17 protein-coding genes are annotated in these 24,398 nt (G+C 67.3%); 7 read left to right on the plus strand and 10 right to left on the minus strand.

Annotation, left to right across the window (positions count from 1 at the left end; translation table 11 throughout):
- Positions 1–199: 199 nt before the first annotated feature.
- The 3 genes from msrA to msrB are packed head-to-tail and all read right to left on the minus strand — an operon-like array spanning position 200 to position 3,296.
- Entirely contained in the window at positions 200–937 is a 738-nt protein-coding gene (gene msrA, locus ACZK5G_RS02500; RefSeq protein ID WP_164080445.1) for a peptide-methionine (S)-S-oxide reductase MsrA, read from the minus strand.
- Between the two features lie 14 nt (positions 938–951).
- A complete protein-coding gene (locus ACZK5G_RS02505; RefSeq protein WP_478465226.1) occupies positions 952–2,721 on the minus strand; it encodes a cytochrome c biogenesis protein DipZ in 1,770 nt (589 codons plus the stop codon).
- A gap of 2 nt (positions 2,722–2,723) precedes the next feature.
- On the minus strand, positions 2,724–3,296 hold the full coding sequence (msrB, locus tag ACZK5G_RS02510) for a peptide-methionine (R)-S-oxide reductase MsrB (protein ID WP_197617019.1): 573 nt from the start codon (positions 3,294–3,296) through the stop codon (positions 2,724–2,726).
- Between the two features lie 144 nt (positions 3,297–3,440).
- On the opposite strand from msrB, the gene ACZK5G_RS02515 reads away from it, so the two are divergent.
- A complete protein-coding gene (locus ACZK5G_RS02515) occupies positions 3,441–4,160 on the plus strand; it encodes a response regulator transcription factor (protein WP_014035866.1) in 720 nt (239 codons plus the stop codon).
- Positions 4,157–5,626 (plus strand): sensor histidine kinase, encoded by a 1,470-nt coding sequence (locus ACZK5G_RS02520; protein ID WP_478465228.1) that lies wholly within the window; start codon positions 4,157–4,159, stop codon positions 5,624–5,626. Before ACZK5G_RS02515 ends, ACZK5G_RS02520 begins: the two co-directional genes overlap by 4 nt.
- Here the strand turns inward: ACZK5G_RS02520 and ACZK5G_RS02525 are convergent.
- Together ACZK5G_RS02525 and ACZK5G_RS02530 are read right to left on the minus strand one after the other, a co-directional pair.
- Positions 5,623–6,969: an ATP-binding protein gene (locus ACZK5G_RS02525; protein ID WP_478465230.1), complete on the minus strand. Its 1,347-nt coding sequence runs from the start codon at positions 6,967–6,969 to the stop codon at positions 5,623–5,625. The genes ACZK5G_RS02520 and ACZK5G_RS02525 overlap by 4 nt on opposite strands.
- Positions 6,966–7,655, minus strand: a complete 690-nt coding sequence (locus ACZK5G_RS02530) for a winged helix-turn-helix domain-containing protein (protein WP_010484092.1) — start codon at positions 7,653–7,655, stop codon at positions 6,966–6,968. The genes ACZK5G_RS02525 and ACZK5G_RS02530 overlap by 4 nt, the downstream gene beginning before the upstream one ends.
- Positions 7,656–8,005: 350 nt before the next feature.
- On the opposite strand from ACZK5G_RS02530, the gene asnB reads away from it, so the two are divergent.
- Positions 8,006–9,907 (plus strand): asparagine synthase (glutamine-hydrolyzing), encoded by a 1,902-nt coding sequence (gene asnB, locus ACZK5G_RS02535; protein ID WP_478465232.1) that lies wholly within the window; start codon positions 8,006–8,008, stop codon positions 9,905–9,907.
- Between the two features lie 681 nt (positions 9,908–10,588).
- Here asnB and ACZK5G_RS02540 read toward each other — a convergent pair.
- Together ACZK5G_RS02540 and queD are read right to left on the minus strand one after the other, a co-directional pair.
- Positions 10,589–10,936, minus strand: a complete 348-nt coding sequence (locus ACZK5G_RS02540) for a phasin family protein (RefSeq protein WP_132809089.1) — start codon at positions 10,934–10,936, stop codon at positions 10,589–10,591.
- A gap of 117 nt (positions 10,937–11,053) precedes the next feature.
- Positions 11,054–11,416, minus strand: a complete 363-nt coding sequence (gene queD, locus ACZK5G_RS02545; RefSeq protein ID WP_005407953.1) for a 6-carboxytetrahydropterin synthase QueD — start codon at positions 11,414–11,416, stop codon at positions 11,054–11,056.
- Between the two features lie 192 nt (positions 11,417–11,608).
- Between queD and ACZK5G_RS02550 the strand changes: the two genes are divergently transcribed.
- Both ACZK5G_RS02550 and ACZK5G_RS02555 read left to right on the plus strand, forming a co-directional pair.
- Positions 11,609–14,248 carry a TonB-dependent receptor plug domain-containing protein gene (locus tag ACZK5G_RS02550; protein ID WP_478465234.1) on the plus strand — a complete coding sequence of 880 codons (2,640 nt, stop codon included), beginning with the start codon at positions 11,609–11,611 and terminating at the stop codon, positions 14,246–14,248.
- A 74-nt stretch (positions 14,249–14,322) separates the two neighbouring features.
- Positions 14,323–16,917, plus strand: coding sequence for a M14 family zinc carboxypeptidase (locus ACZK5G_RS02555; protein ID WP_478465235.1), 2,595 nt, complete (start codon positions 14,323–14,325; stop codon positions 16,915–16,917).
- Between the two features lie 630 nt (positions 16,918–17,547).
- Here the strand turns inward: ACZK5G_RS02555 and ACZK5G_RS02560 are convergent.
- Positions 17,548–18,963 (minus strand): DEAD/DEAH box helicase, encoded by a 1,416-nt coding sequence (locus ACZK5G_RS02560; protein ID WP_121504813.1) that lies wholly within the window; start codon positions 18,961–18,963, stop codon positions 17,548–17,550.
- Between the two features lie 950 nt (positions 18,964–19,913).
- On the opposite strand from ACZK5G_RS02560, the gene ACZK5G_RS02565 reads away from it, so the two are divergent.
- The gene (locus tag ACZK5G_RS02565) at positions 19,914–20,903 is read left to right on the plus strand and encodes a fumarylacetoacetate hydrolase family protein (protein WP_032127967.1); all 990 of its coding nucleotides are present in this window, start codon (positions 19,914–19,916) and stop codon (positions 20,901–20,903) included.
- Positions 20,904–20,917: 14 nt separating this feature from the next.
- Complete coding sequence (gene maiA / locus ACZK5G_RS02570; RefSeq protein ID WP_478465236.1) at positions 20,918–21,586, plus strand: maleylacetoacetate isomerase; 669 nt, start codon at positions 20,918–20,920, stop codon at positions 21,584–21,586.
- A 45-nt stretch (positions 21,587–21,631) separates the two neighbouring features.
- On the opposite strand, the gene ACZK5G_RS02575 is transcribed toward maiA, so the two are convergent.
- Both ACZK5G_RS02575 and ACZK5G_RS02580 read right to left on the minus strand, forming a co-directional pair.
- On the minus strand, positions 21,632–23,092 hold the full coding sequence (locus tag ACZK5G_RS02575; protein WP_478465237.1) for a UdgX family uracil-DNA binding protein: 1,461 nt from the start codon (positions 23,090–23,092) through the stop codon (positions 21,632–21,634).
- On the minus strand, positions 23,073–24,350 hold the full coding sequence (locus tag ACZK5G_RS02580; protein WP_478465238.1) for a putative DNA modification/repair radical SAM protein: 1,278 nt from the start codon (positions 24,348–24,350) through the stop codon (positions 23,073–23,075). The genes ACZK5G_RS02575 and ACZK5G_RS02580 overlap by 20 nt, the downstream gene beginning before the upstream one ends.
- Positions 24,351–24,398: the final 48 nt, after the last annotated feature.

Below are 24,398 nucleotides of genomic sequence, written 5' to 3' on the forward strand. Positions count from 1 at the left end.
TCCCGCCATCTGGTGCTGTACCCATGATGATGGCGAGCCTAGCATGTCATCGTCGGACGGGCCTGATCGGGGCACGGCCGATACTTCCCAAACGCACGGCTGGATGGCCGTGCGTCTTTTTTTGGGAGGTGGTACCGGCCGCTGGCCGGCGATCCCCAGATCCGCAGGAGCCGGCCAGCGGCCGGCACTACCCGGGTCGTTACCGCATCGGCACCAGCGCCGCGTCGCGCCGGTACAGCGCCGGGAACTGCTTGCCCAGTGCCGCCAGCTTCGGTGCGTCGTAGTAGCGGATGTAGGCCGCCTGCGGGTAGTTGGTCATGTAGTTCTGGTGGTAGCTCTCGGCCGGGTAGAAGTGCTGGCCGCTGACCAGCTGGGTGACGATCGGTGCGCGGTAGCTGCCGGCCTGGCCGAGCTGGGCGATGTAGGCGCGGCTGGCCGCCTGCTGGCGTGCGTCATCACTGAAGATCGCCGAGCGGTACTGGCTGCCCTGGTCCGGTCCCTGCCGATTGAGCTGGGTCGGGTCGTGCACCACCGAGAAGAACACCTGCATCAGCTGGCCATAGCTGACCTGGCGCGGGTCGTAGTCGATCTTCACGGCTTCGGCATGACCGGTCTGGCCACCGCTGACGCGCTCATAGCGCGCATTGGCCGCGCTGCCACCGATGTAGCCGGACACCGCATTGCTCACGCCTTTGACGTGCTGGAACACGCCCTGCACGCCCCAGAAGCAACCGCCGGCGAACACCACGCTGGCATGGGTGGCGTCATCGCGGAACGCGGCGTCGCCGCTGGGCGCCGGTAGTGCCTTGGCCTGCGCGCTGGCTTCCAGCGGTGCCGCGACTGCGCCGTGGTCGACCAGCAGCACGCCAGCGATCAATGCAGCAGCTACCAAGCCGGCGACACCGGCGGCGATACCTTGTTCAAAAGAGAGTTTCATCGTGTGCTCCCGTTTCAACCGAAGGTGAAGGCATAGGCCTGCACGCCCGCATCGAGGAATTCGATCTCGAAGCGATGCGGGCCGACCGTGCCGCGCTGGCGCACCAGCTGGTACAAGCGGTGTTCGTTGACCACGCCGCTGCCATCGGCGCCGACATCGCTGCCGGCATCGGCGGCGGGCAGCGGCTTGCCATCCAGCCAGACGCGGAAGCGCACTGGCTTGCCGTCCTCGCTCGGTGCCAGCACCAGGTGCAGGTCGCGCGCATGGAACTGGAAGGCAATGCGGCCACCGGCCTGCTGCAGCTGTGCGGCTTCGTCGGTGACGGTCCAGCGCCCGGACAGTCCCCATTGGTTCAACGCCAGAGTGGTGGGCAGCGTGTAGTCGAACGCGGTGTCGCTGCGCTGCCCGCCGGGCGAGGCGAACTGCTCGGCGCGGGCGTGGCCCAGGTAGGTTTCCGGCGAACGCAGGTTGCCCATGTCGGCCTGCACGGCCACGCCCTTCAGGTCGGCGGCAGCGGGATCGGCCGGTGGTGGCAGGTTGGTCTGCCCGGCTTCGGTCAGCAGGCGACGGATCATCTGTTCCGAGCGCGCATAGTTGCCCTCGCCGAACTGATGGCCGCGGATGTTGCCCTGCGCGTCGACGAAGTACTGCGCCGGCCAGTAGCGGTTGTTGAAGGCGCGCCAGATCGTGTACTGGTTGTCGAGCACCACTGGGTACTCGACCTTCAGCTGCTGCACCGCCTTCATCACATTGCTCGGGTTGCGTTCGAAGGCGAACTCCGGCGTGTGCACGCCGAGCACCACCAGCCCATGGTCACGGTAGCGACGTTCCCATTCGTGCACGAACGGCATCGCGCGCAGGCAGTTGATGCAGGAGTAGGTCCAGAAATCGACCAGCACCACCTTGCCGCGCAGCTGCTGTGCACTCAGCGGCGGGCTGTTGAGCCAGCCGGTGGCACCGTCCAGCGCGGGCAGGGTGCCTTCCACCGGCAGCGGTGCATCGGCACCTGCATTGGCGCCGGCCATCATCATCATCGGCGGTGCCGCCGGCTGCGCGCCGGGTACTGCGTCCAGCAGGCTTTGCTCGATGCGCGCGGTGCTGACCGTCGAAAGACGGGTCAGCAGGCCGGTATCCCAGCCGAGGCCGATCGCTACGACGGCCAGCAGCGCGGCTACACCCAGCACCTTGCGCAGGACATCGCCGAGGCCGAGCCGCGCCTGCAGCGCACGGAACACCCGGCCGCCGACCCACACCGCCAGCGCCAGCGCGGTGATCGCACCCGATGCATAGGCAAGCAGCAGGGTGCTGGTACCGACGCTGGCGCCATGCAGGGCAGCACCGGTCAGCACCAGGCCGAGGATCGGCCCGGCGCACGGCGCCCACAGCAGGCCAGTGGCGATGCCGATCAGCAGCGAGGTCCACGCGCCGCCGTGCCCCGCGGCATCCGCCGCATCGGCGCGTGCGCTCAGGCGGGCACCCACGCGCTGGAACGGCGCCAGCAGATGGTCGGCCAGCCGCGGCCAGAGCAGCGCGATCGCGAACAGCGCCATCAGCAGCAGGGCGATCCAGCGTCCAACCTGGTTGGCCTGCGCCACCCATTGGCTGCCCACCGCGGCCAGGCTGGCGACCACGGTGAAGGTGAGCGCCATGCCCAGCAGCAACGGCAGCGTGCTGCGCAGGAACGGGCGATCGGCACGCGCGAACACGAACGGCAGCACCGGCAGGATGCAGGGGCTGAGCAGGGTCAGCGCGCCCCCCAGATAGGCAAGCAGCAACAGCAGCATCGTCAGGCTCCGGAAGCAGGGGAAGAACCGACCGGCACCCGCCAGCCGTCGGCAGTGCCAGCAGGGGCACCGGGAACGAACACCATCGCCGCACCGTTCATGCAGTAGCGCAGCCCGGTCGGGCGTGGCCCATCGTTGAACACATGGCCGAGATGGCCGCCGCAGCGGCGGCAGTGCACCTCCACCCGCAGCATCCCGAAGGTGACGTCGCGGTCTTCGCCGATGGCGTTGTGCAGCGGTGCCCAGAAGCTGGGCCAGCCGGTGCCGCTCTCGAACTTGGTGGAGGAGGAGAACAGCGGCAGCGCACAGCCGGCGCAGGCGAAAGTGCCCTGCCGATGTTCCTTGTTGAGTGGGCTGCTGTACGGGCGCTCGGTGGCCTGCTGGCGCAGCACCGCGTACTGCGCCGGGGTCAGTTGCTGGCGCCACTGCGCATCGCTGTGCATGACCTCGAACTGTCGCGGCGGGCGTGCTTCAGCGGCCGCCGGGGCGGCGCGGCTGCAGGCCCCCAGGCCGAGCAGGCCGGCGGCGGTGGCAACACCGCCCAGGCCCAGCAGATGGCGGCGGGAGAGGGACATGGCGGACTCCGGGAAGGGGCGACGGGGCCATGCTGCGCCCGCCCGGGTCAACGAATCCTCACGCAGGATTCAATTTTTCGTGAGGTATCGGCGGCCGTCCCGCGCCACAATGCAGCCAGCCTCCCCACTGGCCCCGAGCTGCCGATGTCGACCAAACGCGTGCTGATCGTTGAAGACGATGCCCACATCGCCGACCTGCTGCGCATGCATCTGGGCGATGAGGGTTACGACGTCGCCCATGCCGCCAGCGGCGATGCCGGCCTGCGCCTGCTCGAGCAGGACGGCCCGTGGGATGCACTGGTGCTGGACGTGATGCTGCCCGGCGTGGATGGGCTGCAGGTGTGCCAGCGTGCACGCGCGATGGCGCGCTATGTACCGATCATCATCATCAGCGCGCGCGGCAGCGAAACCCAGCGCATCGTCGGCCTGGAACTCGGCGCGGACGATTACCTGGCAAAACCTTTTTCGATGCCGGAACTGGTGGCACGGGTGCGCGCGCTGCTGCGCCGCGCCGAGGCGATGGCGCAGAGCGCGCGCATCGATGCCGGCGCGATCGAGCTGGGTGGGCTGCAACTCGATCCGGTCGCGCGTACCGCCTCGGTGGATGGCAACGCGCTGGAGCTGACCCCGCGCGAGTTCGATCTGCTGTTGTTCTTCGCCCGTCATCCGGACCAGGTGTTCGCGCGCATGGAGCTGCTCAACCAGGTCTGGGGCTATCAGCACGATGGTTACGAGCATACGGTCAATACCCATATCAACCGCCTGCGCAGCAAGATCGAGCCGGACCCGGCCAACCCGCGGCGGCTGCTGACGGTGTGGGGCCGCGGCTACAAGCTGGTCGACCCGGCCGGGGCGGCGGCATGATCAAGCCCAATCTATGGCAGAAGCTGGCGGCGGTGATCGCCGCGCTGATGCTGATGTGCTGCATGGCGCTGCTGGCGCTGCAGATGCGCGCCAATACCCGCCATGAGCAGGAAGTGGTGCAGCGGCTGTCGCTGGGCCTGGCCGAGCACATCGCCCAGCGCAGCGAACTGATGGACACCAGCGGCATGCGCGATGCGGCGGTGCGCGCGCTGTTCGGTCAGTTGATGGCGGTCAATCCCAGCGTCGAGGTCTACCTGCTGGACGACCAGGGTCGCATCCTCGGCCACGATGCACCCAGTGGGCATCTGGTGCGCAACAAGGTGGACGTGGCACCGTTGCGTCGCCTGCTGGCCGGTGCGCCGCTGCCGATCCTCGGTGATGACCCGCGCAGCGCCGATGGCCGCAAGGTGTTCAGCGCCGCACCATTGATCGTGCAGGGCCGGCCGGCCGGCTATGTATACGTGGTGCTGGTCGGCGAGCACCGGCAGATGCTCGCCGACGATCTTGCCGCGGGCAGCCAATGGAACACCACGCTGTGGTCAGTCGTGCTGGTGGGGGGCCTCGGCCTGTTTGCCGGGCTGGTGGCGTTCTACTGGGTGACGCGTCCGCTGCGGCGGCTGACCCGGCGCATCCAGGCCTTCGATATCGATGCGCCGACACCGTTGCCGCCGCCCGAACCGCTGCGCCCGGGCGAGCGCGACGAACTGGTGATCCTTGAACACGCGCACGCGCAGATGGCGCAGCGGCTGGGGGAGCAGTGGCAGCAGCTGCGCCAGCAGGACCTGCAGCGGCGCGAACTGGTTGCCAACATTTCGCACGACCTGCGTACGCCGTTGTCGTCGCTGCATGGCTATCTGGAAACGCTGGCGCTGAAGGACGCCACGCTGTCACCGGACGAGCGCCGCCGCTACCTCGGTATCGCGCTGGCGCAGAGCGCCAAGGTTGGTCGGCTGGCGCGCGCGCTGTTCGAGCTGGCGCGGCTGGAGCATGGCGAAGTGCGCCTGGAGTGGGAAGTGTTCGCGCTGCCGGAACTGCTGCAGGACGTACTGCAGAAGTTCGAGCTGGCCGCGCAGGCGCGCAACCAGCGCCTGCACGCCGAGTTCCCGCCCGGCCTGCCGCTGGTACGTGCTGACCTGGGCCTGGTCGAGCGCGTGCTGACCAACCTGCTCGACAATGCATTGCGGCACGCACCGGAAGGTGGGCGGATCGAAGTGTGCCTGCGTGCGACCGCGGACAGCATCGAGGTGAGCGTGGCCGATGATGGTCCCGGCGTGGCAGCGGCGCTGCGTGCGCAGTTGTTCCAGGCGCCGGCCGCGCTGGGCGCACGGCGTGGCGAGAACGGTGGGCTTGGCCTGCTGATCGTGCAGCGGATCGTGCAGCTGCATGGCCGCCGCATCGAACTGCGCGACAGTGAGCGTGGCGCGCTGTTCGTGTTTGCCCTGCCGCGCGCGGAACCGGCGGTCTAGCAGGCCGCCTCGCTCTCCACGGCACCGCCGCTTTCCAGCGGCAGGTGCAGGCGGATGCAGGCACCGCCCAGTTCGGAGTCGGTCACTTCAACGTGGCCGCCATGCTTGTCGGCCACCACCTGCACCAGTGCCAGGCCGAGACCGAAACCGGGGCTGCCCGGGTCCAGCCGCACATAGGGTTGCAGCACCTGGCCGCGCAGTTCGGGCGCAATGCCGGGGCCGTCGTCCTCCACCTGCAGGCACAGCCAGCCGTCGTTGACCGTGCTGGCGATACGGATCTGCCGCCGTGCGTAACGCAGGGCATTGCCGAGCAGGTTGCGCAGCGCCAGTTCCAGCATATGCCGGTTGACGTTGACCAGGCCTGCTGGCGACAGCGCCTGCTGTACCGGCAGCGGCAGCGGTGCGAACTGGGCCACCACGCCACGGACCAGTGCGGCCAGCTGCAGGCGCTGGCGGGTCAGCTGATGGCAACGACCGAGTGCGGCGTATTCGACGCCGGCATCGGTGAGGTGCTGCAGCCGATCGACATCGGTGCGCAGCCCGCCCAGCGCATCGCGTTGTATCTCGTCCAGCGCGGTGTCCTCCAGGTCGGCCAGGCCGAAGCGCATCCGCGCCAACGGCGTGCGGACTTCGTGCGCCACCGCCTGCGCCAGCACGCGCTGGCTTTCCAGCAGCTGCTGCAGCTGCTCGGCCATGTGGTTGAAGGCATTGGCCAGCGGCCGCACCAGCGCGGTGCCGGCACGCGGCGCACGCGTATCCAGCTGGCCGTCGCGCATCTGCCGCGCCGCCTGTGCCAGCTGCGACACATCGCGCCACAGGCGGTAGACCATTACATACATCGGCAGCGCCACGGCCACCATCAGGATCAGCAGCAGGATCGCCACGCCGGACACTTCGCTGTCCTGCCAGCCTTCCTCAGGCAACGCTTCATCCAGTGGCCCCAGCATCACGGCATAATTGCTGTCGCCGATCCGCTGCAGGCTGCGCATGTGTTCCAGGTCGATCTGCACCCGGCCGTTGTTGAACGGCGGTCGCTGGCTGGCCGACAGCGCCTTCTCCGCCTCGGCCAGCGGCACCATTCGCAGGGCATAGGCGAAGTCGGCGTCGAGCCCTCGTGCCAGCGCCGGCCACTGGTCACGTGGTGTTTCCGCGAAGCGTTGCTGCAGCAGCGCATGGGTGCCACGCATCTCGGCCAGCAGGCTGGCTTCGGTGCGGTCTTCCAGCAGCGCATCCCAGGCCCACAGGCCCAGCACGATCAGCAGCAGGTGGGCGACCAGGAAGCCGATGCCGTAGCGCAGGAAGTGGAAGGCGTGGCCGCGCATCGCCGAGTGCGTGCGCTTCATCCCCATGCCGAGCGGCTGAACAGGTAGCCGCGTCCACGGACGGTCTTGATCCGTTCCGGCTGTTCCGGGTTGTCGCCCAGCTTGCGGCGCAGGCGCGAAATGCGCGCATCGATCGAACGGTCCAGGCCGTCAAAGGCGATGCCACGCAGGCCGCGCAGCAGCGCATCGCGGTCCAGGATCTGGCCGGCGTTGCTGGCCAGCAGGAACAGCAGGTCGAACTCGGCCGTGGTCAGCTCCAGCAGGCCGCCCTGCAGGTGCACGTTGCGGGTGGACGGGTCGATGTTCAGCTCGCCGAAGCGCAGGCTGCCGTCGCGAGGTTCGACCCGGCGATGGCGGCGCAGGTGGGCACGCAGGCGGGCGAGCAGCACCCGCGGTTCGATGGGTTTACCGATGTAATCGTCGGCCCCCAGCTCCAGTCCCAGCACCTGGTCGATGTTGTCGGTGCGGGCGGTCAGCACACAGATGATGCCGTCATAGTGGGGCCGGATCTGCCGACACACTTCGAAACCATCCTGGTCGGGCAGGCCGACATCGAGCAGGACCAGGGCCGGCTTCTCGGCCAGGATCCGGGCCACCGCGCGCTCACCACTGCGCTCATGGGCCACCTGATAGCCATGCCGCTGCAGATAGTCGCTGACCATCGTACCCAGGCGGGCATCGTCTTCAACCAGTACGATATCCAGCATTTTCAAGGCCTCCGTGGGCGCAAACGTACCGCCACGGCACGAGCGCGGCGATGCTATCCCAGCCTGCGGGCCGCCCGGGTCCCGGGGGCGGGCGCCATTCAGCCGGGGTTGCTGGCGCTCGGGCCGGGCCTCCGGCCTGGCAACAACTTGGCGTCCAGCATAGCTTGTTGCCGTTACAAAACGTTACCTTCGTGATACGTCTGGTGACCATCGCTGACAGCAAAGCGACTGACGCGGGGCAGGTGGGGCGCCGAGCATGGAGTCTCCTCCGCTCCGCGTGCCGTTCCCATGTCGCTCGCCGCCCCCTGCCTGCTGAACCCGTCCCGCCGCTGCCGCTGCGGAGGTGCCCGATGAGCGGCGTGGTCGGGGCCTGGTTGCCGCCCGCCGAGGACGAACACCTGCTGCAGCAGCTGGCGCCGATGCTGCGCGCCCTGCAGCAGCGTGGCCGGGGCCGCATCGGTTACTGGACCGACGCCGAGGCCGGCCTCGCGCTGGGCCATTGCCGGGCGCCGACCGATACCCCGCTGCAGCCGCTGAGCTCGGACTGCGGCCGTTACGTGTTGTGCCTGGACGGCCGCCTGTACAACCGCGCCGACCTGCAGGCGCAGCTGCGCGAGCTGCCACGCAGCTGCAGTGACGCCCGGCTGCTGCTGCAGGCGATCGTTGAATGGGGCGTAGAGCGGGCGCTGTCGCGCATTGAGGGCGCCTTCGGTTTCAGCGTCTGGGACCGTGAGTCGCGAGCGTTGTGGCTGGCGCGTGATCCGGTTGGCGAGCGGCCGCTGTATTACGGCTGGTTCCAGGGCCAGTTCCTGTTCGCCTCGGAAATGAAGGCGCTGCAGGCCTTCGCCGGTTTCGCGCCGAGCATCGACCAGGATGCGCTGAGCCTGCTGCTGCGCCACGACTATGTGCCGGCGCCGCACACCATCTACCGGGGCATCCACAAGCTGGTGGCCGGCGCGGTGCTGCGCGTCGATCTGGATGACCACGCTGCCGGCGGTTCCAGCCAGGCGGCGGAAGGGGGCGCGCGCTACTGGTGCGCACGCGATGCGATGCAGAGTGCGCTGCAGGAACCGCTGCAGCCGGCGCCGAGCCTGGAACAGGCCACCGACCAGCTGGAAGCGGTGTTGCAGAAGGCCATCGCCGCTCGCATGCACTCGCCGCTGGCCTGCGGCGCGTTCCTGTCCGGCGGCACCGATTCGTCGTTGGTGACGGCGATGATGCAGGCCCAATCGACCCTGCCGATCGAGGCATGGACGGTGGGCTTCGACGATCCGGGCCACGATGAGAGCGACTGGGCCACGCAGGTCGCACGCCACCTGGGCGTGCAGCATCACCTGCACCGCATGGACGCGCGCCAGGGCCTGGACCTGCTGCAGCGCCTGCCGCAGGTCTGGTGCGAACCGTTCGCCGACGCCTCGCAGCTGCCGACCCTGTTGGCCAGCGAACTGCTGGGCGCGCGCAAGCCGGTGGCGCTGACCGGCGACGGTGGCGATGAACTGTTCTTCGGTCATCCCAGCTATGGCCGGGCGCTGCGCAATGCACGCCTCTGTGGTGGCTTGCCGGACTGGGTGCGTGACCTGGCGCGGCGCAGTGGCAACCGCATGAACGTCGAACGTGGCCGCCTGGGCGGTTGGCGTGCGCTGGTGGCCGAGGTTGCCGCCAACGATGTGGAAGGGCATTACCTGCAACGTGTCACCCGCTGGCGGCAGCCGGCGCAGGTGGTGCTGGGCGCGCGCGAACCAATGACGATCTTCCAGCAGCAGGACACCGCGCTGCCGGCCGAGGCGCGCATCCAGCTGCTGGATTTCCGCATGGATCTGGCCGAGGGCATCCTCGCCAAGGTCGATCGTGCGGGCATGGCGGCGGGCGTGGAGACGCGTGCGCCGTTGCTGGACATGGAAGTGGTGCGCCTGGCCTGGCGCCTGCCGCAGCACCTGAAGTACCACGATGGTGAGCACAAGCGGATCCTCAAGCACCTGCTGGCGCGCTACCTGCCGGAACCGCTGGTGTACCGCCCCAAGCGCGGTTTTGGCCCGCCGATGGCGCGTTGGCTGGCGGGCCCGCTGCGCGATTGGGCGGAGGCGCTGCTGGACCCGCAGCTGCTACGCAACCAGGGCTGCTTCGATGCAGTACGCGTGCGCGGCATCTGGGAGGCGTTCCTGCGTGGCGAGCGCAAGTGGCACACGCACCTGTGGAACGTGCTGATGTTCCAGGCGTGGCACCAGCACTGGCACGGTGACCGCGGGCGCTGAGCGGTTTCTGCATTGCGTGCAGCGGATTGAATCAGCGTGGCGCGGGGCGGATGCCCTTGCGTACGAATGTCCTCCGGCGCCGGCCGTTGGCCGTCACCTCCCCCTTTACTTCGTACGCAAGGGCATCCGCCCCGCGTTCGGAGTTCGTCGGCACCACATTGAAGGGCTGTCGCGAGCGCTGCGCTCTGCTCACCGCACGCCCATCCCGGCGGGGTCCATCAGTTTGCGGCGAATCCGGACGAAGACGCGCTTGTGGCGGTTTGTTCAGCGTGGCGCAGGGCGGAGGCCCTTGCGTACGAATGTCCTCCGGCGCCGGCCGTTGGCCGTCACCTCCCCCTTTACTTCGTACGCAAGGGCCTCCGCCCTGCGTTCGGAGTTTGTCGGCGCCTCATTGAGAGGTTGCCACGAGCGCTGCGCTTTACCTGCCGTAAGCCGAGCCTCGTCGGGGTGGGCAGGGGTCTGGGCAAAGTAAAGGAGGAGGTGACGGCCAACGGCCGGCGCCGGGGGACATTTGCCCAGGCCCCTGCCTGCCCCGGCGGGGCCCCTCAGCTCGCAGGGAATCCAGGCGAAGAAGCGCTCTTCAGTCCAAACGCCAGGCAAAAAAAGACCCGGCAGAGGGAGGGATCTGCCGGGTCCGGATTGCGTGGGGGGAGGGACCCACGCAATGAGCGTTGCGTCGCGTCAGTGGTTGTTCGCGTCCGCCGTTGATTCGTTGTAGCCGTGCACCAGTTCGGACCAGGCCTTGCCGGCCTGCAGGCCGAGCCCGACCACGTCCTGCTGGGCCTGGCCCAGCCGCTGCAGGTTGTCCTGCCACAGCTGTGCGCCCTTGTTGAGCACCCCGGCCGCGTCGTCACTGCGGGCCAGCTCGCCGAGCCAGCCGCCGGTCGCGGTCAGGTTGCGCTCCATCGCCTTCAGCTGCACCCCGAACATGCTTTCCGCGTTCTCCAACGCCAACCGGTTCGCGCGCGTTGCCGCGGCGGCGAGCTGGCGGGTGGCATCACTGAAGCGATCGCTGAAGGCGGTGGCCATGGGGGCATCAGGGAGTGGCTTGATGCAGTGCAGCATACGCCGTTGATGCGGCAATGCAACAAAAATAACAAAGGCGCCCAGGGCGCCTTTGAAACACCTTTCAGATCAATGAGTCGATCAGGCCGTCGGGCCGCGGTAACGGCAACCCGAGGTGCAGGTTTCGTGCACGGTGATCTCGCTCAGCGCCGGCAGGCTCGGCTTGAGCTCGTTCCAGATCCACACCGCCAGGTTCTCGCTGGTCGGGTTCTCCAGGCCGGGGATGTCATTGAGGTAGTGATGGTCCAGGCGGTCGTAGATCGGCTGGAAGGCCGCCTTCACGTCGCCGAAATCCATGATCCAGCCGGTCTGCGCACCCGGCTCGCCCTCGACCTTCAGTTCCACCCGGAAGGAGTGGCCGTGCAGGCGCGCGCACTTGTGCCCCGGCGGCACGTTGGGGAGGCGGTGCGCCGCCTCGAGCATGAAGACTTTGAAGATTTCCATGGCGCGATTGTACGCCGCAGGTGGCCGGCCAGCCTGAGCGGATGTTGGACTTTCGTGAAGTAAGTCTTTTCATCCGGATGAAGAGATGTTAGTTTCTCTTATATCCGTATGAAGAGATGTTATTGGCCGGGCCCCGGCCAGGCATGGACTACTGCGGAACTTCGTCGCCCTTACCACCTCCCCCACATCGTCATGCCCAAGCACACCCTGCTCGTGGCGGCCCTGGCCGTCGCTCTGGCCGCGCCTTTGTCCGCCGCCGCCGAAACCTCCGCCGACGCCAGTGGCGAAGCCAGCACCCTGGCCGCCGTGCGCGTCACCGGTTCCAACATCAAGCGCACCGATACCGAGGCCTCCAACCCGGTGCAGGTGATCGGCCGCCAGCAGCTGGAACAGACCGGCAAGGCCACCGTGGCCGATGTGCTGCGTTCGATCTCGGCCAACACCGGCAACGCCAGCAACGAAACCACCAACAACGGCTGGGCCTCCGGCTCGGCCGGCATCGGCCTGCGTGGCCTGTCGCAGAAGAACACACTGGTGCTGCTCAACGGCCGCCGCCTGGCCAACTACGGCTTCCCGGCCGGCGGCCTGTCCGACACCTTCGTCGATCTCAACGCGCTTCCGCTGGTTGCGGTCGAGCGCATCGAAGTGCTCAAGGACGGCGCCTCGGCGGTGTACGGCTCCGATGCCGTGGCTGGTGTGGTCAACATCATCACCCGGCAGAACTTCGAAGGCGCCGAGATCGGCGGCAGCTTCGGCGGCGCCGACCAGGGCGGCCTGCACGAGCAGAACCTGAAGTTCGTCGGCGGCCTCGGTGATCTCGATACCGACGGCTACAACATCCTCTTCAGCCTGCAGGGCTACAACCGCGAACGCCTGGATCAGGACGAACGCAACCTGACAAAGAGCGGCATCTACACCGACAAGCCCGGCGGCCGCTGGAACGGCTGGTCGGCCAAGGGCGCGCGCTACCTGGTCAACGGCGTGTCGGTGCCGATGCTCGATGCCAGCGGCAACTGCCCGGCTGGTACCACCCGCGTCGCCAGCGCACCGATCGACGGCCTGGCCGGTGATACCTGCGGCTTCAACCAGGCGCCGTTCACCACGCTGATCCCTTCGACCAAGCGCTACCAGGCCTATGCCAACGGTACCTTCCGCCTGAACGACAACGTCGAAGCCTTCGGCGAAGTGCTGTACAGCCAGATCAAAAGCACCGCGTGGTTCGGCAGCAGCCCGTTCTTCACTCTGGAAAGTGGCCGCTTCGCCTTGAACGCGGACAGTGGCCTGGCCGAGCCGGTGTCGTCGCTGCTGCCGGCCAGCAACCCGTACAACCCGTACGGACGTGCGATCCCGATCGAATACACCTTCTTCGACCTTGGCGGCACCCTCAAGACCAACCGCTCCACCGCTTACCGCGGCGTGTTCGGCCTGCGTGGCACCACCGCGAAGTGGGACTGGGAGGTCGCAGCGTTCGGCGCGCGCAGCAGCGAGCGCGAGAGCGTCTCCGGTGGCTTCGCCAACCGCTGGGCGCTGGCCGATGCGCTGGTCACCGGCAGTTACAACCTGCTGAACCCGGCCGCCACGCCGCAGTCGGTGCGTGACTCGATCAACATCGCCACACTGCGTCCGGCTGAGTCCAAGCTGCAGGGCATCGACGCGAAGATCTCCGGCAGCCTGGGTCATACCTGGGCAGGTGAGATCGGCTTCGCTGCCGGTGCCGAGTGGCGCCGTGAGAAGCTCGATTCCAACAATCCGTGGCAGATCGATGCCGGCCTGCAGGTGCGCCCGGCGATCGCCGAAGTGCACGGCAAACGCCAGGTCAGTGCGGCCTACGCCGAAGTGAACGTGCCGCTGGCATCGACGCTGGAGCTGTCCGCTGCCGCGCGCGCCGATCACTACGATGATTTCGGCGATGCGTTCTCGCCGAAGATCGGCCTGCGCTGGCAGCCGCTCGACTTCCTGCTGGTGCGTGCCTCGGCGTCGAAGGGCTTCCGTGCGCCGTCGCTGTCGGAGAACTCCAACAGCACCAGCATCGCCTACGGCAGCGTGGTCGATCCGCGTGATCCGGACGTGCCGGGCTCGCGCCAGAACCCGACCTTCTTCACCGTCGGCAACAACGAACTGAAGCCCGAGCGCACCAAGAGCGTGAACTTCGGCGTGGTGCTGTCGCCGTGGGCCAACACCAACCTGAGCGTGGACTACTACCGTATCCAGCTGGACAACCTGGTCGGCACCAACAACACCCAGACCCTGGTCAACGACAACGTGGCCGGTGCGGTGCAGCGCGATGAGCGCGGCAAGCTGCAGGCGGTCTACAACCGCTACCAGAACCTGAGCGAGCTGAAGACCTCGGGCATCGACGTCGAGCTGCGCCAGCGCATCCCGACCGCTGCGCTGGGCGACTTCACCGTGTCCTCGGCCTACACCCACGTGCGCGACTACCGTCGCCCGACCGTGGTCGGCGGCCCACTGGTGGACTACGCCGGCAGCAACCTGGGCGCAACCCTGCCCAAGGACAAGGCCACCACCACGCTGGACTGGACGTACGGCGACTTCAACGCAGCCGTGACCTGGTACTACACCAGCAGCTACCGCCAGGAAGCCAGTACCGCCGCCAAGGCCGTGCAGCAGCGTGTCGACAGCTACAGCCAGTACGACCTGTACCTGGCCTACACCGGCATCGACAAGCTGACGGTGTACGCCAAGGTGCAGAACCTGGCCGACAAGACGCCGCCGTACGACGCCTCTTTCCCGGGCATCCGCGCGCCGTACGACTTCAGCCAGTACGACCTGCGTGGCCGCTACTTCACGCTGGGCTTCGATTACCGCTTCTGATCCATCCGCCGCGGCCGGTCACCTGAAGGGACCGGCCGCGCGACTGTCTGCCGTTGTGTTCCAGGGGAGTCATCGTGTCCTTGCATCGCCGTGCCGTTCTTCCGTTGCTGCTTGCCGCCGCCACCGCACTGTCCTCGCCGCAGCCGGCGCAGGCACAGAGCGCGTACTTCTTCCCGCAGGTGACCGACGCAGCGGCGTTCGATGCAGCGGTGCCCACGCCGGAGCAGTTCCTCGGCTACCCGATCGGCAGCCGTTACACCCGGCACGACCAGCTGGTGGCGTACTTCCAGGAACTGGCGAAACGCTCGGACAAGATCAGTGTGCGCGAGATCGGCCGCAGCTATGAAGGTCGCCCGCTGCTGATCGCCACCGTCACCGCTGCAGGCAACCACGCGCGGCTGGAACAGATCCGCCAGCAGCACGCGACCCTGGCCGATCCGGCGCAGCCGCGCAGCGCCGCCGGTGACAGCCCGGTGGTGGTGTGGCTGGGCTACAGCGTGCATGGCAACGAGACCTCCAGTGCCGAAGCGGCGATGCTGACGGCGTACTACCTGGTGGCCAACCGCAGTGCCGAAACCCAGCAATGGCTGCAGCAGGCGGTGGTGCTGTTCGACCCGGCGCAGAACCCGGACGGCCGTGATCGTGCTGCCAACTGGCACAACGCGTGGGCCTCCGATCCGGCTTCGGCCGACCCGGCCGACAAGGAACACGTCGAGCCGTTCCCGCAGGGCCGCACCAACCACTACTTCACCGATCTCAACCGCGACTGGCTGGCCCTGACCCAGCAGGACTCGCGGCCGAAGGTGGAGGTGTTCCACCAGTGGTACCCGAACGTGCAGATCGATTTCCACGAGATGGGCAAGGACAGCACCTATTACTTCGAGCCCTCGCCGAAGAGCATGCACAGCCCGCTGATTCCGGCGGCGTCGTACGAGTTCAACAAGACCCTGGCCAAGTACCAGGCGCAGGCATTGGATGCATTGGGGTCGCTGTACTACACCGGCGAGAATTTCGACAACTTCTCGCCGGTCTACGGCTCCACCTACCCGGACTTCCATGGTGCTGTCGGCGTTACCGTCGAGCAGGCCAGCTCGCGCGGCCGCGTGCAGGAATCGGTGAACGGCCTGCTGACCTTCCCGTTCACCATCCGCAACCAGGTGGCTACCGGGCTGGGCACGGTGCGCGGCGCGGTAGCCGAGCGCAGCGGCCTGTTCGACCTGCAGAAGCAGTTCTTCCAGAGCGCGTTGAAGCAGGCCGCACAGCAGCCGGTGAAGAGCTTCGTATTCGGCGACGCGCATGATCCGGCACTGACCCGGCGCCTGCTGGAACTGTTGCTGCTGCATCGCATCGAAGTGCGCACGCTGGAGCGTGCAGTCACTGTCGACGGCCAGCGCTTCGATGCCAGCAGCGCCTACGTGGTGCCGGTGCAGCAGGCGCAGTTCCGCCTGGTGCATTCGATCTTTGCCGAGACGCCGCCGATCAAGGGCGATGTGTTCTACGGCAGCACCAGCTACGCGATTGCACCGGCCTACGGCGTGGCCTTCGCCGGTAGCCGCAGCCGCATCGACGGCGGCGCACGCGTGGCGGCGCTGCCGGCGGAGCAGGGCACCGTGCTGGGCGGCCAGGCAGGATTCGCCTACGCGATCGACTGGCGCGACTACAATGCCGGGCGCGCGCTGGCCGCGCTGCAGGGCAAGGGCGTGAATGCACGCGCGGCATTCCAGCCGTTCACCACCGCGACGGCGCAGGGCGAGGCCAGCTTCGCCGCCGGCAGCCTGGTGATTCCGGTGGCCGGGCAACCACTGCAGGGCACGGCGCTGCTTGAGGCAGTGACATCCGCCGCACGCGAGGCAGGTGTGCAGGTGCACGCGCTGTCCAGTGGCCGCAGCCGCGAAGGCATCGACCTCGGCAGTGACGGCGTCAAAGCGCTGCGCAAGCCCTCGGTGGCACTGGTGATGGGCGAGGGCGTGGCCGCCACCGAAATCGGATCGGCGTGGTTCCTGTTGGACCAGCAGCTGCGGTTGCCGGCCAGCAAGCTGGATCCGCAGCAGCTGGGCAAAGTGCCGCTGGACCGTTACACCACCATCGTGTTGTCCGGCGGAACCTATGCCGGCGTCGATGCCACGGCGGTGGCTGCACTGAAGCGCTGGGTGCAGGCCGGTGGTTCGTTGGTGACCTACGGCAGTGCCTCGAAATGGGCGATCGAACAGAAGCTGGCCGACGGCGAGAAGCTTGGCAAGGAAGAAGAAACCGCTGACGAGAGCCGCCGTGCATTCGGCGATCAGCGCGACATCGCCGCGATCGAGCGGGTCAGCGGCAACATCCTCAGTGCCGATGTTGATACCAGTCATCCGCTGGCGTTCGGTGTGCCACGCCGTCAGCTGGCGATCAACAAGGAAAACACGGTGACGTTGCAGCCGAGCGCGAACCCGTTCTCGACGGTGGTGCGCATCGACACGCCGCCGCGGGTGAATGGTTATCTGTCCGAGCGCAACCGCGCGAGGGTGGCAGGCAGCGCGTGGCTGCTGGTGTCGGCGCAGGGGCAGGGCAACGTGGTGCTGTTTGCCGATGATCCGGCGCATCGCAAGTACTGGCACGGGACGGATCGGCTATTGATCAACGCGATCTTCTTCGGGAATCTGGTGAATCCGAGTAAAGCGCGGGGTTGAGGCTGCACGCGCTTCAGTTGATATATGGGTGGGGAGGCCGGGCGGGCTGCGCAGGACACGCTGTAAATACGTCCGTGTAAGCTCGATCGGCGCTTGCTCGTGTGCGCTGTCCTGCGCACACGGCAAGGCCGGGGTTGGGCGTCCTGCCCAACCCGCCCGAGGCATGCCTCGGGCCCATGGCGCCAACGGTCCTGCGCAGCCCGCCCGGCCTCCCCTCGACAGTTTCCTGCGGACGCGGACGCATCGAACCCCAAGGCGGGAGCAAGGGCAAAAGCAAAAGCAAAGCCAGGAATTGCGACTTCGGCTTTTGCCTTTGAATTTGAATTTGAATTTGAATTTGAATTTGATCTTTCTTCTCCCGGCTACCCGGCGGGAGAAGAAGGCGCAGGCAATGCTTGAAGCGGATGGGCATGGGGGCAGCGCAGAACCGTTGGCGCCATGGATGGCGCCATCGAGCTTACATGGACGTATTTACAGCGTGTTCTGCGCTGCCCCCGTGCCCATCCGCCCTCGGTACTGCCACCGCGTGCTTCATCACCCGGTAGCCAGCAACAAAAAAGGACGGCGCGTCAGCGCCGTCCCTCGATAGCCTTCCCGCGCAGCGGGAAGCACAACAGCTGTCAGCTGGGATCAGCCGGCGCGACCGCCGCCGTTGCCACCCTGGCCGCGGCCACGGCCGCCACCATTGCCGCCACCGCCACGACGCTGGCCCTGACCGGCACCTGCACGCTGCTGGCCATTGCCACCGCCCTCGCGACGACCACCACCGGCCTTCTTCGGGCCCGCATGCGCATGGCGCGGTGCATCGCCGTGCGGACGGCGCGCGTGGTTCTTGCGCGGTGCGCGCTCACCGGTTTCGTGCTCGGCCTTGCCCGGCGCGCTGTTGCCCCAGCGGATCGGCGTCTGCAGCTCGAAGCCCGGCACATCGCGGATGTCCATGTCGCGACCCAGCAGGCGCACGATCGCGCGCAGCAGCTTCACTTCATCCTGCGCCACCAGCGAGATCGCCTGGCCGGTCGCGCCGTTGCGGCCGGTGCGGCCGATGCGGTGCACGTAATCTTCGGCCACCATCGGCAGGTCGAAGTTGATCACCTTCGGCAGCTCGTTGATGTCGATGCCGCGCGCGGCGATATCGGTGGCCACCAGCACGGTCACGCGGCCGGCCTTGAAGTCGCCCAGCGCACGCAGGCGCTGGCCCTGGCTCTTGTTGCCGTGGATCGCCGCGGTCTTGATGCCCGACTTTTCCAGGAACGTGGCCAGCTTGTCGCTGCCGTGCTTGGTGCGGGCGAACACCAGGGTCTGCTCGCGGCTGTCCTGCGCCAGCAGGTGCAGCAGCAGGTCGCGCTTGCGGCCGGCATCGACCGGGTGCACGCGATGGGTGATGGTTTCGGCCACGGTGTTCTTCGGCGTCACCTGGATCTGTTCCGGGTTGCGCATGAACTCCAGCGCCAGCTGGCGGATGTTGTCCTCGAAGGTGGCCGAGAACAGCAGGGTCTGGCGGTTCTGCTTCGGCAGCTTGGCCAGGATGCGCTTGATCGACGGCAGGAAGCCCATGTCGAGCATGCGGTCGGCTTCGTCCAGCACCAGCAGTTCAATGCCGGACAGGTCGATGCTGCGACGCTCCAGGTGGTCGATCAGGCGGCCCGGGCAGGCCACCAGCAGGTCCACGCCACGGCGCAGGATGTCCAGCTGGTTGCCCATGCCGACGCCGCCGTAGATGCAGGCGCTGGGGATGCGCAGGTACTTGCTGTAGCCGCGCAGGCTGTCATGCACCTGAGTGGCCAGCTCGCGGGTCGGGGCCAGGATCAGCGCGCGCGGCTTGCGCGGGCCGCTGCGCACTTCCTGCGAGGCGGTGCCCAGGTGCTGCAGCAGCGGCAGGCCAAAGGCAGCGGTCTTGCCGGTACCGGTCTGTGCACCGGCCAGCAGGTCGCGGCCGGCCAGCGCCAGCGGGATCGCCTGCTGCTGGATCGGGGTCGGGTTTTCGTAGCCCTGCTCGGCAAGCGCACGCAGCAGGAAGGGCGCCAGGCCCAGCGATTCAAAAGACATTGAGATTGCTCCAAGTACAAGAAACGCCTGTCCGAACGGACAGACGGGGGCAGATCAAACTGATCGGCTGACTCGGAGCGTTCCCGTGAACCGCGCTGCGAGAATTGGGTGCAGCCGGCACGAAGCGCAGGCTGGAATGCGTGACGAACGGCGTCGGAGTGGGGGCGGGCGAAGAGGGCGGACCCTGGTCGCCGGCGGTCCCGGAGGGAAACGGACGGCCGCTGCAGACCCTGCAAGTCTAAACGATGTTTGAGACTTCACGCAAAAAGGCCTGTTCAGGTAGGGGGGCTCTCTGCAGGGCTGCGCCCTGCACCCGCAGAGGCTGAAGCAACGTCAACGTCAACGTCAAAAGCCGGTTTCCTTAGGGATGCGGGGTGGGTCCGGTTGCGGGGGGGCGCTGCAAGTACCCCTCCGGGGCCCGGCCCAGCCGCTGGCGGCTGTGCGTTCGGGCGCTTGCGAAGCGGTGCTTCGCAAGCAAAGCGCCCTCACCCATGTAAGCTCGGTCGCCGCATCCATGCGGCTCACGCCCCGCAACCGGACCCACCCCGCCTTCGAGAGGCTTCCGCGATCTGTCGAATCTCATTCGATCAATTTCGATATCTGACGGATTTCGACGATGAATGATGTGGATGTTCGATCCGTCATCGGGAAATTGTCAGGGGTGGGACGGTGTGGGTGGGCAGGACCGTTGGCGCCATGGATGGCGCCATCGAGCCCCCAGGGACGGGTTTACGGCGTGTCCTGCCCACCCACACCGTCCCGCCCAGCTCACAGACAACCCAGAGCCGGCTGTTGCTGTTGACGTTGCCCTGGCTGGAAGCAGGTGCAGGGTGCAACCCTGCCGAACCCCCCACTACGGTAGGGTGGGCCGATGCCGCGCTGCAGCTTGGCGTCGACGCAGATTTGATTACACTTGAAACTTGTTTGCCCACGACTCCGGACACCCACCCATGAAGCTTGGTTCTTTGAAGGAAGGCGGCCGCGACGGCACCCTGATCGTCGTCTCGCGTGACCTGCGCCACGGCGTGCGCGCCACCGGCATTGCCGCCACCCTGCAGCAGGCCCTGGAGGACTGGAGCCACATCGCGCCGCGCCTGAACGCCCTGTACGAATCGCTCAACGCGGGCGACGCCGATGGCGTGTTCGACCTGGACCCGCAGGCGCTGGCCGCGCCGATGCCGCGTGCCTATGAGTTCGTCGATGGCAGCGCCTACCTGCCGCATGTCGAGCGCGTGCGCCGCGCCCGTGGCGCCGAGGTGCCGGAGAGCTTCTACACCGACCCGCTGATGTACCAGGCGACCAGCGCCGGTTTCTACGGTCCGCGCGACGCGGTCAAGGTGGTCAGCGAGGACTATGGCATCGACCTGGAAGCAGAGATCGTGGTGATCACCGACGACGTGCCGATGGCCGCCACCCCGGAACAGGCCGCAGGCCATATCCAGCTGGTCGGCCTGGTCAACGATGTCTCGCTGCGCAACCTGATTCCGGGCGAACTGGCCAAGGGCTTCGGCTTCCTGCAGTCCAAGCCGCGCTCGGCGCTGTCGCCGGTGTTCGTCACCCCCGACGAGCTGGGCGCCGCGTGGCAGGACAGCAAGGTGCACCTGCCGCTGCTGACCCACATCAACGGCCAGTGGTTTGGCGCGCCGGAAGCCGGCGTGGACATGCAGTTCAACTTCGCCCAGCTGGTCGCACATGCGGCCAAGACCCGTCCGCTCAGCGCCGGCACCATCGTTGGCTCGGGCACCATCGCCAACGAAGACACCAGCAAGGGTGCCTCCTGCTTCGCCGAGCAGCGCGTGGTGGAGACCCTGCGCGACGGCAAGCCGAGCACGCCGTTCATGTCCTTCGGCGACGTGGTCCGCATCGAGATGCTCGATGCCGCCGGCAACAGCATCTTCGGTGCGATCGAGCAGCGCATCGAACAGGCCACCAGGCCCTGAGCAGAGAGGCGGCGATGGAGATCCCGGTCGACGACGGCATCGTGCTGTACACCTACTGGCGATCCAGCGCCGCCTACCGCGTGCGCATCGGCCTGGAGCTGAAGGGCCTGGCCTGGGAAGCCCGGCCGGTGCACCTGGTGCGCGCAGGTGGCGAGCAGCACCTTGACGCCTATCGCGCACTCAATCCGCAGCAGCTGGTGCCAACCCTGCTGCATGACGGGCATGCACTGACCCAGTCGCTGGCGATCCTCGAATATCTGGATGAGCGCTTCCCGCAGGTGCCGTTGCTGCCGGCCGATGCCGCCGGCCGTGCGCGGGTGCGCGCGCTGGCCCAGCTGGTGGCCTGCGACATCCACCCGATCAACAACCTGCGGGTGATGCAGTACCTGGAGCGCACCCTGCAGGTGCCTGCCGACGCCCGCACGCAGTGGACCCTGCACTGGATCGCCGAGGGTTTCGCTGCCATGGAGGCAATGTTGGCCAACAGCAGCGCGACGGGCACCTTCTGCCACGGTGACCGTCCCGGCCTGGCCGATATCTGTCTGCTGCCGCAGCTGTACAACGCGCATCGCTTCGGTCTGGACCTGGCGCTGTACCCGACCCTGCGCCGTATCGAAGCTGCCTGCCAAGCACTGGACGCCTTCGACCGCGCACGCCCGGAAAACCAGCCCGACGCCGCCTGAAAGTAGAGGGGACGGAGGGGATTAAGTCGTTTGTGCACTTACGACTTAATCCCCTCCGTCCCCTTTTTGTTGCAATCGGGCCAGATCATCGCGGAACAGCCGATAGGCATCCTCGCGGCGCGCATCGTCGGTCTGCCGCAATACCCATGCCGGGTGCACTGTGGCATAGCCGCGGGTGCCGTCCTCGAGGGTGTGCCAGCGTCCGCGGTCGCGTGAGAGGTCGAACCCACGACCAAACACCGAGGCTGCCGCTGTCGCGCCGAGGCACACGATCACCTGGGGCCGCACGCGCGCGATCTCACCCATCAGCCAGGGGCGGCAGGCCTGGATGTGCCGGCTTTCCGGTCGCTTGTGCAGTCGCACCTTGCCACGCCGTTCATGATGGAAGTGCTTCACGGCGTTGGTGAGGTACAGCGCCGCGCGATCGATTCCCAATTCGGTCAGCGCACGGTCCAGTAGCTGACCGGCAGGACCCATGAACGGCTGTCCGCGCAGATCCTCGGTGTCGCCAGGTTGTTCCCCGATCAGCATCATGCGGGCGTCTGCAGGCCCCTGCCCGAACACGGTCTGCGTGGACTGCTCCCACAGCGGGCACTGGCGGCAGGTGCTGGCCTGTCCGCGTAGTTTCTCCAGACTGCTGGCATCCGCTGCTGGCATCGCAACACCTGCACGCAGGGGGATCCTGCGCTGCGGTGCCTGCGCGGGACGGTCATGCATTTCCTGCACGCGGTCGGCCGCATCGCGCACCAGGCGTGGCAGCAGCTGGGCCTCCGGCAGGTGGCGCCAGTATTTTGCCGGCATCTCCTGCATCATCATGCGTGTATTGAGTCGCGCCGGATTGAAGATGTTGGCGTAGTAGGTCTGCCACAGTGATTCGCGCGCATCCTCGGCCGGGGCATCCTCGCGCCGTGCGCCGGGGCCGAAAGCAAGCGCCTGCCCGTCCCATGCGACACTGCGCGAAGGCGTGAGGATCGCCCAGCGCATGCCGGTGAAGCGGCGCGCGAAGAAGGGCGCGACCCGGTCGACAATGTGGTGCTGTGGCTCAAACCAGGCGATGAACGCATCAGGCTGGCCAGGCACCTCGCGGAAGCGCACGAATGCCTTCATCTTGTGCGTGTCACGGCGGACGGCCTGGGCGAGCGCCGTTGCGCGCAGGACATCGGCGTCGGCGGGGTTGCTCAGCACCGAACGCTCGCCATGGACGATGCGCCACAGCAGGCGATACAGCAAGGCCAGTCGCTGGGGGGCGCGATGGCACAGGCAGGTGGCCGCCAGTTCCAGGAAATCGCGGGGCACGTTGGGTGCACTGGCATCAGCCAGCATCGGCGCCCGCTGCACGGCCGGCGCATCCAGCAACGACGTTTCGCTCCCTTCCAGCCAGTCCAGCTGAGGCGGGGCCACGCCTCGCAGCAACGCTTCGCGCGCAGCATCGCGCCAGGCCTGCAGCGACCACTGCGGGTCCACCCGCAGCGACCAGCGCTGCGCGTCAGGCGGCGGGCGGTGCATCAAACAGCGATCCCTGACGAGGCGGTGGGGCCAACTGCGCGCGCAGCGCCGCCGGATCGTCCAGCGATTTGCGTGGATGGTGGTCAGCCAGCTGCACAAACGGAAGCAGTTTGCTCATCGGTGCCTTCAGGCGTGCTACATCGGCAACCCGCAGGCGACCGTGGCGGCGTGCCATCAGCACCCGTTTCACGTTGCGCACGCCCAGCCCGGGTACGCGAAGCAGCATTTCCTTCGGCGCGCGGTTGAGATCTACAGGAAAGCGCTCGGGGTGACGGATCGCCCAAGCCATTTTCGGGTCGATATCCAGGTCGAGCATGCCGTCCTGGGTGGTATCGGTAATCTCATCCACGCCGTACCCGTAGAAGCGCAGCAACCAGTCGGCCTGGTAGAGGCGATGTTCGCGCTGCAGCGGAGGCGGTTGCAGTGGCAGCTGCCGGCTGGCGTCCGGAATCGGGCTGAACGCGGAGTAGTACACCCGGCGCATGCGGTAGTTGCCGTACAGCGCATCGGCGCTGGCCAGGATCTGTTGGTCGTTGGCCCCGTCCGCGCCGACGATCATTTGCGTGCTCTGCCCGGCGGGTGCGAAACGGGGAGGGCGTGGACTGCGGCTGGCCCTCGGTGCCATCGCTGTGGGGGCTTTGCGCGCCTCCTTGGCTTCCTCGATGCGCCAGCGTAGTTCGCCCATCGCGCCGCGTATCGAATGCACCGTCTTCTCCGGCGCCAAGGCGCTCAGGCCGGCTTCGGTCGGCAGTTCCACGTTGATGGACAGGCGGTCGGCATAGCGCCCGGCACTGGCCAGCAGCTCCGGCGAGGCCTCGGGAATGGTCTTGAGGTGGATGTAGCCGGCGTAGCGGTGTTCTTCGCGCAGCTGCCGGGCCACTTCCACCATCTGTTCCATGGTGTAGTCCGCATTGCGGATGATGCCGCTGGACAGGAACAGGCCCTCGATGTAGTTGCGCTTGTAGAAGTCCAGGGTGAGTGTGACCACCTCGTCCACGCTGAAACGTGCGCGGGGCACGTTGCTGGAGACGCGGTTCACGCAATAGGCGCAGTCGTAGATGCAGAAGTTGGTCAGCAGGATCTTCAGCAACGAAACGCAGCGGCCATCGGGCGTGTAGCTGTGACAGATGCCCATGCCCTCGGTGCTGCCGATACCGCCACTGACGCGCGAATCGCGCTTGCCCGAGCCGCTGGAGGCGCAGGAGGCATCGTACTTGGCGGCATCGGCCAGAATGGCCAGCTTGCGGATGGTTTCCATTGAGGAAACCTACGGATGAGGGGTCTCATTGGATGAGACCGCCCCTGA

Source organism: Stenotrophomonas sp. 62841_Sma, assembly GCF_056482945.1.

What these genes read in the sequence shown, in the direction of transcription:
- ACZK5G_RS02550 (WP_478465234.1), top strand. Translation starts at nt 11,609, where the DNA reads ATGCCCAAGCACACCCTGCTCGTGGCGGCCCTGGCCGTCGCTCTGGCC.
- ACZK5G_RS02565 (WP_032127967.1), top strand. Translation starts at nt 19,914, where the DNA reads ATGAAGCTTGGTTCTTTGAAGGAAGGCGGCCGCGACGGCACCCTGATC.
- ACZK5G_RS02575 (WP_478465237.1), bottom strand. Translation starts at nt 23,092, where the DNA reads ATGCACCGCCCGCCGCCTGACGCGCAGCGCTGGTCGCTGCGGGTGGAC.
- ACZK5G_RS02560 (WP_121504813.1), bottom strand. Translation starts at nt 18,963, where the DNA reads ATGTCTTTTGAATCGCTGGGCCTGGCGCCCTTCCTGCTGCGTGCGCTT.
- ACZK5G_RS02520 (WP_478465228.1), top strand. Translation starts at nt 4,157, where the DNA reads ATGATCAAGCCCAATCTATGGCAGAAGCTGGCGGCGGTGATCGCCGCG.
- msrB (WP_197617019.1), bottom strand. Translation starts at nt 3,296, where the DNA reads ATGTCCCTCTCCCGCCGCCATCTGCTGGGCCTGGGCGGTGTTGCCACC.
- ACZK5G_RS02530 (WP_010484092.1), bottom strand. Translation starts at nt 7,655, where the DNA reads ATGCTGGATATCGTACTGGTTGAAGACGATGCCCGCCTGGGTACGATG.
- ACZK5G_RS02515 (WP_014035866.1), top strand. Translation starts at nt 3,441, where the DNA reads ATGTCGACCAAACGCGTGCTGATCGTTGAAGACGATGCCCACATCGCC.
- ACZK5G_RS02505 (WP_478465226.1), bottom strand. Translation starts at nt 2,721, where the DNA reads ATGCTGCTGTTGCTGCTTGCCTATCTGGGGGGCGCGCTGACCCTGCTC.
- ACZK5G_RS02525 (WP_478465230.1), bottom strand. Translation starts at nt 6,969, where the DNA reads ATGAAGCGCACGCACTCGGCGATGCGCGGCCACGCCTTCCACTTCCTG.
- asnB (WP_478465232.1), top strand. Translation starts at nt 8,006, where the DNA reads ATGAGCGGCGTGGTCGGGGCCTGGTTGCCGCCCGCCGAGGACGAACAC.
- queD (WP_005407953.1), bottom strand. Translation starts at nt 11,416, where the DNA reads ATGGAAATCTTCAAAGTCTTCATGCTCGAGGCGGCGCACCGCCTCCCC.
- msrA (WP_164080445.1), bottom strand. Translation starts at nt 937, where the DNA reads ATGAAACTCTCTTTTGAACAAGGTATCGCCGCCGGTGTCGCCGGCTTG.
- maiA (WP_478465236.1), top strand. Translation starts at nt 20,918, where the DNA reads ATGGAGATCCCGGTCGACGACGGCATCGTGCTGTACACCTACTGGCGA.
- ACZK5G_RS02540 (WP_132809089.1), bottom strand. Translation starts at nt 10,936, where the DNA reads ATGGCCACCGCCTTCAGCGATCGCTTCAGTGATGCCACCCGCCAGCTC.
- ACZK5G_RS02580 (WP_478465238.1), bottom strand. Translation starts at nt 24,350, where the DNA reads ATGGAAACCATCCGCAAGCTGGCCATTCTGGCCGATGCCGCCAAGTAC.